At 70.2% G+C, this 15,546-nt stretch carries 13 protein-coding genes; 10 read left to right on the forward strand and 3 right to left on the reverse strand.

Annotated features, from left to right (window positions below; genetic code table 11):
- Window positions 1-27 precede the first annotated feature (27 nt).
- Genes ACFLIM_RS17600 through ACFLIM_RS17620 form a run of 5 tightly spaced genes read left to right on the forward strand, consistent with a single transcriptional unit; the run spans window position 28 to window position 4,729 of the window.
- Window positions 28-855: an ABC transporter ATP-binding protein gene (locus ACFLIM_RS17600; protein ID WP_393166587.1), complete on the forward strand. Its 828-nt coding sequence runs from the start codon at window positions 28-30 to the stop codon at window positions 853-855.
- Window positions 852-1,568: an ABC transporter ATP-binding protein gene (locus tag ACFLIM_RS17605; protein ID WP_393166589.1), complete on the forward strand. Its 717-nt coding sequence runs from the start codon at window positions 852-854 to the stop codon at window positions 1,566-1,568. The genes ACFLIM_RS17600 and ACFLIM_RS17605 overlap by 4 nt, the downstream gene beginning before the upstream one ends.
- 4 nt (window positions 1,569-1,572) lie before the next feature.
- Window positions 1,573-2,454 (forward strand): branched-chain amino acid ABC transporter permease, encoded by an 882-nt coding sequence (locus tag ACFLIM_RS17610; RefSeq protein ID WP_393166591.1) that lies wholly within the window; start codon window positions 1,573-1,575, stop codon window positions 2,452-2,454.
- Window positions 2,451-3,455, forward strand: a complete 1,005-nt coding sequence (locus ACFLIM_RS17615; RefSeq protein ID WP_393166594.1) for a branched-chain amino acid ABC transporter permease — start codon at window positions 2,451-2,453, stop codon at window positions 3,453-3,455. The genes ACFLIM_RS17610 and ACFLIM_RS17615 overlap by 4 nt, the downstream gene beginning before the upstream one ends.
- A gap of 5 nt (window positions 3,456-3,460) precedes the next feature.
- Window positions 3,461-4,729, forward strand: coding sequence for an ABC transporter substrate-binding protein (locus ACFLIM_RS17620; RefSeq protein ID WP_393166596.1), 1,269 nt, complete (start codon window positions 3,461-3,463; stop codon window positions 4,727-4,729).
- Here the strand turns inward: ACFLIM_RS17620 and ACFLIM_RS17625 are convergent.
- Together ACFLIM_RS17625 and ACFLIM_RS17630 are read right to left on the reverse strand one after the other, a co-directional pair.
- Window positions 4,719-5,675 (reverse strand): NAD-dependent epimerase/dehydratase family protein, encoded by a 957-nt coding sequence (locus tag ACFLIM_RS17625; RefSeq protein ID WP_393166598.1) that lies wholly within the window; start codon window positions 5,673-5,675, stop codon window positions 4,719-4,721. The two genes, ACFLIM_RS17620 and ACFLIM_RS17625, sit on opposite strands and share 11 nt — an antisense overlap.
- Window positions 5,676-5,789: 114 nt before the next feature.
- Window positions 5,790-7,307 (reverse strand): FAD-dependent monooxygenase, encoded by a 1,518-nt coding sequence (locus tag ACFLIM_RS17630; protein WP_393166600.1) that lies wholly within the window; start codon window positions 7,305-7,307, stop codon window positions 5,790-5,792.
- Window positions 7,308-7,543: 236 nt separating this feature from the next.
- On the opposite strand from ACFLIM_RS17630, the gene ACFLIM_RS17635 reads away from it, so the two are divergent.
- The 3 genes from ACFLIM_RS17635 (at window position 7,544) to ACFLIM_RS17645 (ending at window position 12,374) form a co-directional block, all read left to right on the forward strand.
- Window positions 7,544-7,750 carry a cold-shock protein gene (locus ACFLIM_RS17635; RefSeq protein WP_393166602.1) on the forward strand — a complete coding sequence of 69 codons (207 nt, stop codon included), beginning with the start codon at window positions 7,544-7,546 and terminating at the stop codon, window positions 7,748-7,750.
- A gap of 134 nt (window positions 7,751-7,884) precedes the next feature.
- Window positions 7,885-9,081, forward strand: coding sequence for a cytochrome P450 (locus ACFLIM_RS17640; RefSeq protein WP_393166604.1), 1,197 nt, complete (start codon window positions 7,885-7,887; stop codon window positions 9,079-9,081).
- A 47-nt stretch (window positions 9,082-9,128) separates the two neighbouring features.
- Window positions 9,129-12,374, forward strand: coding sequence for an ATP-binding protein (locus tag ACFLIM_RS17645; RefSeq protein ID WP_393166606.1), 3,246 nt, complete (start codon window positions 9,129-9,131; stop codon window positions 12,372-12,374).
- A gap of 12 nt (window positions 12,375-12,386) precedes the next feature.
- Here ACFLIM_RS17645 and ACFLIM_RS17650 read toward each other — a convergent pair whose 3' ends face one another.
- Complete coding sequence (locus ACFLIM_RS17650) at window positions 12,387-13,043, reverse strand: TetR/AcrR family transcriptional regulator (RefSeq protein ID WP_393166608.1); 657 nt, start codon at window positions 13,041-13,043, stop codon at window positions 12,387-12,389.
- Between the two features lie 118 nt (window positions 13,044-13,161).
- On the opposite strand from ACFLIM_RS17650, the gene ACFLIM_RS17655 reads away from it, so the two are divergent.
- Together ACFLIM_RS17655 and ACFLIM_RS17660 are read left to right on the forward strand one after the other, a co-directional pair.
- The gene (locus ACFLIM_RS17655; protein WP_393166610.1) at window positions 13,162-14,088 is read left to right on the forward strand and encodes an NmrA/HSCARG family protein; all 927 of its coding nucleotides are present in this window, start codon (window positions 13,162-13,164) and stop codon (window positions 14,086-14,088) included.
- Window positions 14,085-14,960 (forward strand): TIGR03620 family F420-dependent LLM class oxidoreductase, encoded by an 876-nt coding sequence (locus tag ACFLIM_RS17660; protein ID WP_393166612.1) that lies wholly within the window; start codon window positions 14,085-14,087, stop codon window positions 14,958-14,960. The genes ACFLIM_RS17655 and ACFLIM_RS17660 overlap by 4 nt, the downstream gene beginning before the upstream one ends.
- Window positions 14,961-15,546 lie beyond the last annotated feature (586 nt).

A 15,546-nucleotide genomic window follows, 5' to 3' on the forward strand; every position in this document is an offset into this window, starting at 1 on the left:
CAAGAACATTGTTCTCCAGGAGGCCGGATGCTGGAGGTACACGATCTCACCGTTCGCTTCGGCGGCATCACGGCGCTGGACGGCGTGGGCTTCGACGTGGGGCGCGGCGAGATGGTGGGGCTCATCGGGCCGAACGGCGCCGGCAAGACCACCCTGTTCAACTGCCTGACCAGGCGCTACGACGCCGACTCCGGCACGGTCACGTACGAGGGCAGGGACCTGACCGCCGTGCCGCCGCACGCGATCGCGGAGCTCGGGATCGCACGGACGTTCCAGAACCTGGGACTGTTCCCGCGCCTGTCCGTCCGCGACAACGTGCTGGTCGGCGCGCACCACCGGGGCAGGGCCGGCTTCCTGTCCGCTGGACTGCGGCTGCCGGGGGTGCGCCGAGAGGAGCGCGCGCTGCACGCCGACGCCGATGCCGTGCTGGACCGGCTGGGCCTGACCGGGGTGTCCGGGCACCTCGCTACCGGGCTGCCGTTCGGCACGCTCAAGCGCGTCGAACTGGCCCGCGCGCTCATCGGGCGCCCCCGGTTGCTGCTCCTCGACGAGCCCGTCAACGGGTTGAGCGCGAGCGAGGTCGACGAGTTCGCGGGCACGCTGGGCGCGATCCGCTCCGAGTACGACCTGACCGTGATCGTGGTGGAGCACCACATGGGGTTCGTCATGGGCATCTGCGAGCGCATCGTGTGCCTGGACTTCGGCCGCAAGATCGCCGAAGGGCCGCCGGGCGAGGTGCAGCGCGATCCCGGGGTCATCGAGGCCTATCTGGGGACGGCCGTGAGTGAGCGAAGCGAGCGAACAATCGAACACAGCAGTTCCGAGCTCATGCGACCGACGCAGGAGGGCGTATGAGTTCCTTGGTGGTCGAGGACCTGGTGGCCGGTTATGGGGATGCTCGCGTACTGCATGGGATTCGGCTGACCGTGCAGGAGGGGGAGATCTGCGCGATCCTCGGGCCCAACGGGGCGGGCAAGACGACGTTGTTGCGGGCGTTGTCCGGCATGATCAAGGCGCGCGGCAGGGTGCTGCTGGGCGGGATGGACCTGGTGGGCCGCCCACCGGACGCGCTGGCCAGGCAGGGGGTCGCGCACGTCCCCGAGGGGCGCGGCACGTTCATGCCGCTGACCGTCGAGGAGAACCTGCGGCTGGGCGCGTACGTACGGCGGGGCAAAGCCGCGGTGGACGCCGACATCGAGCGGACCCACACCTACTTCCCGGCGCTGAAAGACCGGATGAAGCAGACCGCCGGCAGCCTCAGCGGCGGCGAGCAGCAGATGCTGGCCATCGGCCGGGCCCTCATGTCGCGGCCCCGGCTGCTGCTGCTCGACGAGCCGTCGCTGGGCCTCGCGCCGCTGGTCACCCGGGAGTTGTTCCGCATCGTCCAGGCCATCAACGCAGAGGAGCGGACCACTGTGGTCGTCGTCGAGCAGAACGCCCATCTCGCCCTCGGTATCGCCCAGCAGGCGCACGTGCTGGAGACCGGGCGGATCGTGCTGTCGGGCACGGCCGAGCAGATCAGGGCCGACGAGCAGGTCGCCCAGTCCTACCTCGGATACCGGGTGTAGCGCGATGGCCGGATTCCTGCAGCAGGTCGTCGAGGGGCTCGGCGCGGGCGCCATCTACGCCAGCCTGGCGCTGGCGCTGGTGCTGATCTACCAGTTCACCGGGATCGTGAACTTCGCGCAGGGCGAGCTGGCGATGTTCTCCACCTATGTCGCCTGGCAGTGCGTGGCGGCCGGGTTGCCGTTCTGGCTGGCGCTGGTGCTCACGCTGGTGGTGTCGTTCGCGGGCGGGATGCTCATCGAGCGGGTGATCATCCGGCCGGTCGAGGGCGCGCCCGAGCTGACGCTGGTGATCGTCACCGTCGGGCTGTTCATCTTCGTCAACGCCGCCGCCGGGTGGATCTGGACCTTTCTCATCAAGGACTTCCCGAACCCGTTCCCCGGGGGCGCGTTGTCGGCGGGCGGGATCAGCGTGAGCTTCTCCACGCTCGGTGTGCTGGGTGTGGTGGCGGTGGTCATGGGGCTGCTGTACCTGCTGTTCCGGCACACCAAGATCGGGCTGGGCATGCGGGCGGTGGCGACCAATCCCACGTCGGCGCGGCTGGTCGGGATCCGGGTCGGGTGGACGCTCGCACTCGGCTGGGGGCTCGCCGCCACCGTGGGAGCGGTGTCGGGGGTGCTGGTGGCGCCGCTGCTGTTCCTGGAGCCGAACATGATGGGCGGCGTCCTCATCTACGCCTTCGCGGCGGCCACGCTCGGCGGGTTCGACAGCCCGGTGGGGGCGGTGGTGGGCGGGTTGATCGTGGGGGTCGCGGAGACACTCGCCGGGGCCTACGTCGGGTTCATCGGATCCGATCTCAAGGTGGGAGTGCCACTGGTGATCATCCTGGGCGTGCTGCTGCTGCGGCCTCAGGGGTTGTTCGGGCGAGCGGTGGTGGAGCGGGCATGAGCCAGGTCAAGCGCGCACCCGCACCTGTCGCGGTGGGCAAGACGTCCGCTGCCTCGGGGCCGCGGTGGCGGTGGGCCGCGGTCGCCGTGCTCCTCGCCGCCGCCTGCTACGCACCCTTCCAGCTCGTGCCCTTCCACGTCTTCCAGCTCACGATGGTGCTGATCTACGCCGTCGCGCTGCTCGGGCTGAACCTCCTCGTCGGGCACGCCGGTCAGATCTCGCTCGGCCATGGCGCGTTCTTCGCCATCGGGGCGTACACGGCCGCCATCCTGCTCGATCGCTGGGCGTTGCCGTACCCCCTGACACTGCCCGTCGCGGCCGGGGTGGCCTTCCTGCTCGGCCTGGCCCTCGGCGTGCCCGCGATGCGGTTGCGCGGCCTGTACCTGGCGCTCGTCACGCTCGCCATCGCGATCTTCCTCGTGCCCCTGCTCAAGCGGTTCGAGGCGGTGACCGGCGGGTCGATGGGGCTGACGCTGGCCAAGCCCGTGCCGCCCGGGTGGAGCGGGCTGGCCGAGGACCAGTGGTTGTACTTCCTCACGCTGGCCATCGCCGTGGCCGCGTTCCTGCTGGCCCGCAGCCTGTTGCGGTCGCGGGTGGGCCGGGCGTTGCACGCTCTGCGGGATGACGAGACGGCGGCCGAGGTCATGGGCGTGCGGTTGTCGTCGTACAAGACGCTCGCGTTCGCCTGGAGCGCGATGTTCGCCGGGGCGGCCGGGTGCGTGTACACGTGGGTGATCGGGTTCGTGTCACCGGACTCGTTCACCGTCAACCTGTCGATCACCCTGCTCGCCGGGCTGGTCGTCGGCGGGCTCGGCTCGTTGTTCGGGCCCCTGCTCGGCGGGCTGTTCGTGATGTTCGTGCCGAGCATCTCGCAGGACATCAACGAGGCCGCGCCCGGCGTCATCTTCGGTCTGCTGATCATCGCGGTGATGTACGTGGCCCCGACCGGGCTGGCCGGGCTGGCCGAACGCTTGATCAAGAAGATTCCCCGGAAGGAGTAAGAGGGATGCGAGTATCTGCGATCGGCTGCACGGCGCTGCTCCTGCTCGCCGTCGCCGCCTGCGGGGGGCGGGACAGCGGCGGTGGCACCGGTACGGCCGCGTCGGGCCAGTGCCAGGGACAGCAGACCACCGGCATCACCGACAAGAGCATCAAACTGGGCGGCATCTACCCGCTGTCCGGCCCCGCCTCCGCCTACGGGGACATCCCCAAGGGCATCAAGGCGTACTTCGACTACGTCAACGCCGAGAAGGGCGGCATCGGCGGGCGCAAGGTCGAGTTCGTCGTACGCGACGACGGCTACCAGCCGCCCAAGGCCGTGGAGGAGGCCCGCAGGCTGGTGGAGCAGGAGCAGGTGTTCGCCCTGTTCCAGACGCTCGGCACGCCTTCGACCACCGCCACCTGGGACTACGCGAACCAGCGCAAGGTGCCGCAGGTCTTCGTCGCCACCGGCGCCTCCAAGTGGGGCACCGACACGACGCACCCGTGGACCATCGGCTGGCAGCCCAACTACATCTCCGAGGCCCGCGTCTACGCCCAGTACCTCAAGACGGAGAAGCCCGACGCCAAGGTCGCCGTCCTCTACCAGAACGACGACTTCGGCAAGGACCTGTTCGGCGGGTTCACCCGGGCCATCGAGGGCACCGGGATCAAGGTCGTGGCCCAGCAGAGCTATGAGGTGACCGACCCCAGCATCGATCCGCAGATGCGCAACCTGGCGGAGTCGAAGGCGGACGTGTTCCTGAACATCACCACGCCCAAGTTCGGCTCGCAGGCGCTGGCCGCCGACGCCAAGAACACGAGCTGGAACCCGCTGCACATCGTCAACAACGTGGCCGCCTCGATCACCGTGCTCAAGCCCGTCGGCTTCGAGAACGTGCAGGGTGTCGTGTCGAGCACGTACTACAAGGACCCGAACGACCCGACGTGGCAGAACGACCCGGAGATGATGCTCTACCGCCAGAAGATGCAGCAGTACGCGCCGGGCGCCGACCCGAACATCCCGTACCACACCTTCGGGTGGGCGGTGGCCAGCAGCTTCCACAAGGCCATGGAGGCGGCCGCCTGCCCGACCCGCGAAGGGCTGCGCGACTCCATGCGCAACCTGAAGGGCGTCAAGGTGGACATGTTGTTGCCCGGGGTGACGATGAACACCGCGCAGGGGGACGGGTTCCCGATCGAGTCGATGCAGCTCATGACGTTCAAGGGAGAGCGGTGGCAGTTGTTCGGCCAGGTGATCGACACCCGCAAGGAGTTCGGCCCCCTTACGGGGTGATGGTGCCCGCCCTGACCAGCCAGTCGACCGCCTCGGAGATGGCCTCCAAGGAGGTGTAGCGGGGCCGGTGCCCGAGCAGCCGCTCCGCCTTCTCCATGCTGCAGTGCGGGCTGTGCGCGATGTGGTCGTACGTGATCCGTGCGTCCTCCTCGGACACCGTGCCCCGCCGCCACTGCTCCCACGGCAGGAACGCCAGCCGCGCGTCCCTCCCGAACCACCCCGCCACCGCCTCGGCGTAACCCCGCAACGTCAGGGCGGTGGTGGCGACGGAGTGAAAGCTCTCACCCACGGCGGCGGACGGATTGTTCATGGCGTCTATGAACAGCCGGGCGACGTCGTCGGCATGCACGTGCTGAACGGTCTCCATGCCGAAGTTGGGCAGTTGGAGTTCGCCACCCTCGGCGAGCGTCTGGAAGACGGCCGGATTGATGTTCCCGGCCGGATTGACCGGCACCCATCCGGGCCCGGTGATGTGCCCCGGATGGATGAGGGTGGCGGGGAACCCGTCGCGGTGGGCACGTTCGAGCAGGTAGGACTCGATGGCGGCCTTCTGCCGCCCGTACTCGCCGATGGGCCGCTTCGGCCGATCCTCGGTGGTCGGAACCCGCTGGCTGGGACCGTGCGTCCAGATCGTGCCACAGTGCAGGAGCTGCCGGACCCGCCCGGTCAGCGCGTCGGCCAGCAGCCGGGCGCTGTCCTCCTGGAAGCAGATCAGATCGATGACGACATCGCCCTCGAGCTCCGCGATCCGCCGCCCGAACGTCCCGTCGGACTCCTCGGCCTCCCGGTCGGCGGTGACGTTGGTGACGTGCTGCCAGGCGCCGTGCGGGGTGTACGGCCCCCGCTTCCCCCGGCTCACCGCAACGACATCGTGTCCGGCATCGACGAGCCTGGGAACCAGGTACGTACCGATATGCCCGCTGGCGCCAATCACCACTACTCGCATGCGGACAGCGTAACTATGGGGGCGGACGGCTCGCTCGGTTGAGGGGGGCGGAATCCCGTACAAACGGCCCCGATACCCTGCTGAACGTCCTATTTCGGCCGAAGCGGGACAGAATCATCGGTCGTGACCGAGGGCTTGCCGCAGCGCGCCGGAAGGGTCGTCGCCGCGCCAGGCCACGTGCTGGTCGGGCCGGACCAGGGTCAAGGGCTCACCGGGCAGATCGACGGTCCGCAGCGGCACGCCCAGCTCGCGGGCCTGCTCGACCAGTACGCCCGCCCCTGGCAACGACAGGTCGCCGAGCAGGCTGAAATCCGGCCCGAGCCGGTCATAGAGCGATTCGCCGGGAGCCGGCCACCGGTGCGGCAGCCGCTCACCGGCGTCCGGGGCGACGATGGGCGAGCCCGCGTACGTGTAGCCGAGCACCAGGTCGAGGCTGTGGAACTCGCTGTCCTTGGTCCTGAGCACGGCCTCAGCAACCGCCGGCCGCACCCTCTCGAACGCGGCCTCGTCCCCCATGAGCGCCGGATCCGCCAGTTCCGGGGCCAGGGTGGCCATGTTCGCGGCGGCGGCCTCGATGGTGTCGGCCGCGATGGGGCGGCGCTCGGTCTCGTAGCTGGCCAGCAGCGTGGCGGGGGCCCAGCCGTGCAGTACGGCGGCCAGCTTCCAGCCGATGTTGACGGCGTCCCCGATCCCGGTGTTGAACCCGTGCCCGCCATACGGAGGGTTCTGGTGGGCCGCGTCGCCCGCCAGGAAGACGCGCTCACTGGAGTAGCGGTCGGCCAGCAACATGCGGGCGGTCCACGGGTCCGTGGCCAGGATCTCCACCTCGATGTCGGCGCCCGCCAGGTTGCGCACCAGGCGTACCGGGTCCGCGTCCTCCGCTCGTACCCCCTGGGCGATGCACCACCAGGTCTCCTTCAGGTCGAGGCGGCCGACGAGGCCGGGCTGGGCCGGGTTCAGCACCCAGTAGTGCACGGCGGGGCCGTGTGGCATGCGTTCGGCCAGGCCGGGGGCGCGGAAGACGATGTTGAAGTTGGGCCTGGCGTCCTGGCGGCCCTCGTAGCGGGCGCCGATGGCCGCCCTGGTCACGCTGCGCGGGCCGTCGCAGCCGACCACGTACTGGGCGCGTACCTCACGCTCCTCGCCCCCGGCGGAGACGATCCGCACCGACACGCCGTCGGGGTCCTCCCGCAGCCCGGCCACCTCCCATCCCGTGCGCAGCGCGTCCGCGGCGGCCTCCCGCAGCACCTCCTCCACCAGCGGCTGGGGCACCTGCTGGCCCGGCTCGGCCGCCAGGTCCGAGCCCACGAGGTCGAGCCCGAAGCAGCCGCCGATCCTGGTGATCTCCCGCCCCAGCAGGCTGGTGACGAAGACCGCCTCGTCCGACCACGACACCGCCAGCGGCGCGCGGGCGCGCACCGTCTCCGCCAGCCCCCACCTGCGCAGCAACTCCATCGAACGCGCCGACGTCGTCTTGGCGCGCGGCCTCAACCACGACACCGACTCGCGCGGCTCGACCACTAAGCTGCGAACGCCATGATGAGCCAGCTCCACCGCGGTCGCCAGCCCCACGGGCCCACCTCCGGCGATCAGCACGGGCACGGAGTCGGGAACTTGCGCAACGAGGTCCATCAGTCGTCCTCTTCATCGTGATGATCAGGGATATATTCCCATCGACGTCGTGCGCTACCGACCGCGCAACACGACGACGAGGCCAGGTTCCGCGTGCTAACTTGTACGCGTTGCAGTTCTGGTACCCATGAACTTCGTGCGCCTGACGGGCGCATTTTTGTTTTCGCCGGTCATTTCCGGATGGGTCATTGCGGCGACATGGGATCCATGAAGTGCGCCAGTCAAAGGAGATCGGCATGGCAACCGGCACCGTGAAGTGGTTCAACAGCGAAAAGGGCTTCGGCTTCATCGCACAGGACGGCGGCGGCGCCGACGTCTTCGCCCACTTCTCCAACATCGCCGCCCAGGGCTACCGCGAGCTGCGGGAAGGCCAGAAGGTGAGCTTCGACATCACCCAGGGACAAAAGGGACCCCAGGCGGAAAACATCGTCCCCATCGCCTGACGCGACGTTGCCAGGAGCCGGGGCGCCGAAAAAGGGGCCCCGGTTCCGGCTTTTAGTTGAAGATCGCACTAGAGGGCACCGGCCCATGATTGTTACCGTTTAACGCGATAACCGGGATCATTTCAGGGGTTGGCATGAGCGAGTCCTCGACAGTGCCGCTGCACATGCGGCGAGTGGAGTTCGATCCGGCGCCGGAGCTGGCGGCGGCGCGGGACGAGGAGCGGGTCAAGCGTGTCACCACGACACATGGCGATCCCGCCTGGCTCGTGACCCGCTACGCGGACGTGCGCGAGGTGCTGGGCGACGCGGCGCGGTTCAAGGTCGCGCCGCAGGGCATCGCGCGGCTGCCGGGAGCGCCGAAGATGACCGAGGAGCAGCTCGCCAAAGTACGCGCGGGCAACCTGCTCGGCGTCGATCCGCCCGAGCACACGCGGTTGCGCAGGATGTTGACGCCCGAGTTCACCATCCGGCGGATGCGCCGGCTGGAGCCGCGGATCAAGCGCATCGTCGACGACCACCTGGACGCCATGGAGGCCGCCGGGTCCCCCGCCGACCTGGTGTCGTCGTTCGCGCTGCCGATCCCGTCGCTGGTGATCTGCGAGCTGCTCGGGGTCCCGTACGCCGATCGCGAGGGCTTCCAGCTGCGCACCAGCAGGATGCTGGACATGACGGTGCCGGGCGAAGAGCGGCTGATGGCCCAGTTCGAGCAGCGGGCCTACATGGAGGACCTGGTCGGCCGCATCCAGGCGGACCCGGGCGAGGAGCTGCTCGGCATGCTCGTACGCGAGCACGGCGACGACCTGAGCACGGACGAGCTCGTCGGCATCGGCGGCCTGCTGCTGTTCGCGGGGCACGAGACCACCTCCAACATGCTCTCCCTGGGCACGCTGGCCCTGCTGCGCCACCCCGAGCAGCTCGAACTCCTCAGGAAGGAGCCCGACCGCATCGACGCCGCGGCCGAGGAGCTGCTGCGCTGGCTCAGCATCGTGCACTCCGGCACCACCAAGATCACGACGACGGAGGTCGAGATCGGCGGCCGTACCATCGGGGCCGGTGAGCTGGTGATCTGCGCCCTGCCCGCCGCCAACCGGGACCCGGCGCTCATGCCCGACGCGGACACGTTCGACGTCCAGCGCGGCGCGCCCGGCCACGTCGCCTTCGGCCACGGCGTACACCACTGCCTGGGCGCCCCCCTGGCCCGCATGGAGATGCGGATCGCGTTCCCCGCACTGCTCCAGCGCTTCCCCGGGCTGCGCGTGTCCGATTCGGAGCCGAGATTCCGCTCGTTCAGCATTGTGTACGGCATGGCCTCGCTCGAGGTGGCCTGGTAGCGCGGCCATAGGAAATTGTCGGTCAGGGCGGATAACGTGCAAGCGTCATGCCTACCGACATCGCCGCACACGAGCTCATCGGCAGGGAGCACCCCGCAGCGCTGTTGCGTGCCGAGATCACCAGGGTGATCGGCAGCCACGGCGGCCTGGTGCTGGTCACCGGCGAGGCGGGCATCGGCAAGACCACGCTCGTCACCAGCGCGGCGGGCGAGGCCAGGCGGCAGGGCGCGCTGGTGGTCGGCGGCGCGTGCTGGGACTCCGGCAGCGCCCCTGGCTACTGGCCGTGGGTGCAGGTCATCCGCGCGTTGCGGCGCGCCGCCGAGCCCGAGGAGTGGGCCGCGGCGGAGGAGGCGGCGGGCGGCAGCCTGGCCGCCCTGCTCGGCGAGGAGCAGAGCAGCGAGACGCCCGGCGGCTTCCGGGTCTACGACGCGGTCACGTCCGCCCTGGTCTCGTTGTCGCAGCGGCGCCCGGTGATGATCGTCATCGACGACCTGCACGTGGCCGACCCCGCCTCGTTGCGGCTGCTGGAGTTCGCGGCGCAGCAGACCTGGTTCGAGCGGCTGCTGCTGGTCGGCACCTACCGCGACGCCGAGGTCGAGCCGGTCGACCATCCGCTGCGCGACCTGCTGTCGCCGCTCGTCGCCAAGGCCACCACGATCACGCTCACCGGGCTCGACGAGGCGGGCGTCGCGGCGCTCATGGCCCGCACGGTCGGCCACGAGCCGCCGCCCGACCTGGTCGCGGAGGTCCACCTGCGCACGGGCGGCAACCCGTTCTTCATCGAGCAGACCGCCAGGCTCTGGCGCAGCGGCGGCTCGGCCAGCGCCATCGCGCCCGGCGTGCGCGACGCGCTGCTGCGGCGGCTGTCGCTGCTGCCGCGGCAGGTGTCCGACCTGCTGCCCGCCGCGGCCGTGCTCGGCAACGAGTTCCACCGTCAGGTGCTCGCCGCGGCCATCGCCGCCCCCGTCGCGCACGTCGACCGGCTGCTGGAGCTGGCCGTGGTCGCCAAGCTCGTGGTGACCAGGGGCGGCGGCGTGTTCGCGTTCGCGCACGACCTGGTGCGCGAGACCCTCTACGACTCGCTCGACGACCCGCGCGAGCTGCACGGCGCGGTCGTCGACGCCCTCGACCGCTCACCCGGCCTGGCGGGCAAGGTGCTGCCCAACGACCTGGCCAGGCACGCCTACCTGGCCGGCGACCGCGCCGACCCGGACCGGGCCATCGACCTCCTGCTGGCCGCCGCCCGCGAGGCCAGGGGCAGGCTGGCGGGCGAGGAGCAGGTCGGCCACCTGCGCAGGGCGTACGAGCTGAGCGCCGCCGCCGAGCCGCGCAGGCGGGCCATGATCGCGCTCGACCTGGGCAGGGAGCTGCACCACCTGGCCGAGCGCGAGGAGGCGCGGCGGCGCTTCGAGGAGGCCGCCGCCATCGCCCGCGACCTCGACGATCCCGAGCTGCCCGCCCGCGTCGCGCTGGTCTTCCACACCCACTACGGCCTCGAAAAGGCCCTCGACCAGCTGAAAGAGGCCCACGGCAGGCTGGTCGGCGGCTCCGTGCCCGACGAGCGGCTCGCCCTCGACCTGGTCTTCCACCTCGTCGCCCTGGCCAGGAAGGGCGGCGACGACGACGCGCTGGCGTTCAGCCTGTGGGCGCACCACGACATCATCTGGGGGCCGGGCACGGCGGGGGAGCGGGTGGCGCTGACCGGCGAGCTGATCGCGGTGGCCCGGCGCACCTCCGACCTCGACCTCGAGCACTTCGCCAGGGCGCTGCGCTGGGTGGCCTTGATCGAGCAGGGCGATCCGCGCTACCTCGGCGAGTTCCACGACTACGCCGCCAGGGGCAGTCGCAGTGAGCGGCCACACCTCGCGATGTCCGCCGACGTCGACGCGAGCATCGTCGCCGCCCTCGGGGGCCGCTTCGCCGAGGCCGAGTCGCTGCTGTCGGAGGTCCATCCGGACGCCAACCACGACCATTTCCTGTTCATGATCGAGCACCACCGCTGGGCGATGCTGGCGCTGCAGGGCAGGCTGGCCGAGCAGCAGGCGGTGCTCCGCGGGCTCAGAGGCACCCAACACCCGTGCGTGCCGTTGCTGGAGGCGCTGACGGCCCTGCACGGCGGCGACCTCGACACCGCGCTGCGCCACCACGCCGGCGAGGAGCCGGCCGACCGCATGATCCAGCCGCTCTGGCTGCGCCTTCAGGCCGAGCTGGCCGCCGCCACGCAGGACCCTGAGCTGTGCGCCCGGGCGCGGGTGGAGCTGACGCCGCATCGGGGGCGGTGGGTGGTGTCGCTGTTCGGGTGGGAGATCAGCGGCCCTTACGACCTGTGGCTGGGGCTGGTGGACGCCGCGGAGGAGCGCTGGACCGAGGCCGTCGAAGAGCTCACCGCCGCCTACCGCTCCGCCGACCAGATGCGGGCACGGCCATGGTCCGTCCTGGCCCGGTCCCACCTGGCCGAGACGCTGCTCGCGCGCGCGGGACCCGGCGACCTCGAGACTGCGCGGAGGCTGCTCGACGGGGTCCAGCGCGAGGCGGCCGAGCTCGGGATGCGCCAGGTCCTGGAGTCGGTACGCCCGGCGCCGCCCTCCCGGGAGCCCGATCATGCGGCACGGGGAGACCTGGGGCGTCGGGACCAGGGCACTTCTGGGGCGGATCTGGGTCGCCAAGGCGAGGGCACTTCTGGCGACAGGCAGGACATCCCAGGTGGGGACGCCTCCGGAGACAGGCCGGGCCTGCCCAGCGTGACGTCCGGAGAGTTCAGGAGGGACGGCGCGGTCTGGTCGCTGGGGTTCGCGGGGCGGGTCGCCCACATGCCCGACGCCAAAGGGCTACGTGACCTGCACACCTTGCTGAGCCGCCCCGGTGACGACGTGCCCGCCGTCCGACTGCTCGATCCTGAAGGCGGTGAGGTCGTCGTCGCGGCTCGCCGGATGGGCGGCGACGACGTGCTCGACGAGGAGGCCAAGAGCCGTTACCGCCGTCGTCTGGCGTTGCTCGACGAGGAGATCGACCGGGCCGTGGAGCTGGGCGACGATCGGTGGGCTGCCGGGTTCGATCGGGAGCGGGCCGCGTTGCTGGAGGAGTTGCGGGCGGCGGCCGGGCTTGGTGGGCGTACCCGTCGATTGGGGGATGAGGCGGAGCGGGCACGCAAGACCGTCACGGCCAGGATCCGCGACGTGCTGCGCAAACTCGACCACGCCCACCCCGAACTGGCCGCCCACTTGCGCGCCACCGTCTCCACCGGCTCAACGTGCCGCTACCAGCCCGACGACGACATCGCCTGGCGCCTCTGAGGGTCTGCTGGGTTACCCGGCCGTCTTCTTCCCACCCGGGTGAGCATCTTGCTCAGTGCCGTGCCCGGTTGAGCTTGCGCGGGGATGGACGCCGCCGAGGGCCAGCGCGAGCAGCCGTTCGGCCTCGGAGACTCCGTCCACGTCATGTTCAGTGGCCAGCGAGATGGCGTTGACGAGCTTGAGCAGATCGACGATGGCGATGTCGGGACGTACGGCGCGCGCCAGGCGGGCGCGCTCCAGGAGTTCGTTGCCGGCGTTCACGATCATCGTGTGGCAGGTGGTGCCGAACGCGGGATCGCTGTCGCGCGCGCCGCGCAGGAGAGAGGCAGCCAGCCCCCTGTTGGAGGCGGCGTGGGTGCCCACCGCGTGCAGCCAGGTGACCAACGCGGCCCCTGGACCGGGGGCGGAGGACAGGTCGCGCGCTTTGGCGCACAAGGCTTCGACCTTGTCGCGGAAGACGGCTTCCAGTAGCGCCTGGCGGGAGGGGAAGTGCCGATGCAGAGTGGCCGATCCGACCCCGGCGCGCCGGGCCATCTCCTCCAGCGAGGCCTCGGCCCCGTGCTCGGCGATGCAGTCGGCGGCCGCGGCCAGGATCCGGTCGTAGTTGCGCCGGGCATCGGCCCGCGTCGGCCGCCCGGTGGTGTCTGGTGCGGCATCGCCTCGGGGCAAGGGAACCTCCCTGGACTTGCAAAACGGGGTGATCCTCCATATCGTACTGGAACATAAACGGAGGGCCACCCCATTTTGGTGATGGCTCCGCAGCGCGACCGACTTTCAGGAGACACCCGTGGACACACCGGAAAAGACCGTCGTCGTGATGGGCGCTACCGGTCTGCAGGGCCGCGCCGTGACGGCGCGCCTGCTCGCCGACGGCTGGCGGGTGCGAGCGCTCACCCGCGATCCGGGCAGCGCCGCAGCCCGGGCTCTGGCCCAGACAGGCGCCCAGCTCGTGCGCGGAGACATGGACGACGTCGCCTCCCTGATCACCGCAGCCCGGGGCGCCCACGGCATGTTCAGCGTCCAGCCCACCGTCGGCTCTCCCGGTACCGCACCTGACTTCACCGCCGATGACGAGGTCCGCTGGGGCGTCAACGTGGCTCGGGCCGCACACGCCGAAGGCGTCCCGCACCTGGTCTACTCCTCGGTCGCCGGAGCCGGCCGCCATGGCAGCGAGGTGCTGCCGCAGAACTTGGTGAGCAAGGCACGGATCGAGCAGCACATCGCCACGCTCGGCCTGCCCGCCACGATCCTGCGGCCGGTCTCCTTCATGGAGAACTACACCGGCGGCTACCACCTGCACGAGGGCACCGTGACCACCGCGTTCGAGCCCAACGTCCCGCAGCAGATCATCGCCGTCGACGATGTCGGCTCCTTCGCCGCGCTGGCCTTCGCCCGGCCGCAGGAGTGGATCGGACGGGCGATCGATTTGGCCGGTGACGAGCTGACCCCAGTGCAGATCACCAAGGCCATCTCGGAGGCGATCGGCGCGGCCCTGCCGTACGTGCAGGTGCCCATCGAGGCGATCCGGCACGTCGGTGAGGAGTTCGCCTTCGCCTACGAATGGCTCAATGAACGCGGCTACCGAGCCGACCTGTCGGCCGTGCGCCGGATACATCCAGGGCTGATGGACTTGCGCACGTGGCTGGAGCGGACCGGCGCGTCCCAGATCTCCGCGTTCCTGACGGCCCAGCGCGCCGGAACGCAGGACATGTGAGCGGGCGGCCCAGTCTCGGACGGATCGGGATCTGGGCGGGCGACATCGACAACTATTCCGCGACCGAGGTACGCCGGGCCGTGACCGAGATCGAGGACCTCGGCTATGGGACGCTGTGGTTCCCCGAGGCGACCGGCCGCGAAGCCATGGCCCAGGCAGGGATGCTGCTGTCCGCCACCCGCCGGATCACCGTGGCCACCGGCACCGCCAGCATCTACGCCCGCGACGCGGTAAGCACCGCGGCCGCGCAGCGCACCCTGGAGGAGGCCTTCCCCGGCCGCTTCCTGCTCGGCCTGGGAGTGAGCCACCCCGCCCTCGTTGAAGACGTCCGCGGCCACCGCTTCGGCCCGCCGCTGGCGGCCATGCGCGACTATCTCGACGCGCTGGACAACGCCCCCTTCGGACCTCCCGCCCCACCGGCGGCCCCACACCGAGTGCTGGCGGCCCTCGGCCCGGGCATGCTCAAACTGGCAGGCCGGCGGGCCTGGGGCGCTCACCCCCTGGGAATGCCGGTCCAACACACCAAGCACGCCAGGACTCTGCTCGGGCCGCACGCGCTGCTGGCCGTCACCCAGCTTGCCATCCTCGACCTCGACCGCACCGCCGCCGACCTGGCCCGCACCCACGTCGCCGCGGCCCTCCCCAACCGCCGCGTACTACTGCACGACCTGGGCTTCCAAGACCTCGACGCCCTCAATGACGAGCTTGTCGACGCGCTGGTGGTACGCGGAACCATCGACGACATCGCCCACCGCGTCCACCAGCATCTCGACGTGGGTGCCGACCATGTCAGCCTCCATCTCTTGACCACCACTCCCCACGTCCCACCCCTACGACAGTGGCGAGCGCTTGCCGCGAACCTCCTACCCTGAGAGTCACTCAGCTCGATATGCGTGTCTGTCCGAAGAGTCTTGAGCCTTCGGATGATTTCCCGCCGTATGCGGCGACGCCGGTCGTACTCCATCGCATGCTTCTGTCCCTGAACGTCTCCTCCACCGTGATCAAGGTGATCCACCTGAACATGTGCTGTGGGGCTCCCGGCAACATCCACTACATGCCCGCTGCGTTGGACGTGCGGGGGTGGGTGGAGATCGTTGGCGATGGGGACAACCGGGCGTACCTTGAACAGCAGGACCGGCGCGACGAGGGCGCCGCCCATGTTTCCGGCGTTGCTCAGTGCCAGGCCCCGTCAGAGAGATTCGCGTCCTTGAAGCTGCCCTCGGCGACGCGACGGGGCACCTCGTCCCATTCGCGAATCACCCGGCGCCTGCCATCCGGGATATCGGACCGCGTTCTAGCAGGAGGCGGCGGAACGTACGCGCCTCGATGATGCCGTTATGCCGGTTGCCAACGATGAGAACGAGTCTTCGGTCGTCGTGAGGCAATGCGCTGTTGCCTTCGCGGCGGCGTGGGATCGGGCTACCGATCACAGGGTGTACCAGGTCTAGCGTTTTCTCG

Source organism: Nonomuraea marmarensis (genome assembly GCF_043197025.1).
GTDB lineage: Bacteria > Actinomycetota > Actinomycetes > Streptosporangiales > Streptosporangiaceae > Nonomuraea > Nonomuraea marmarensis.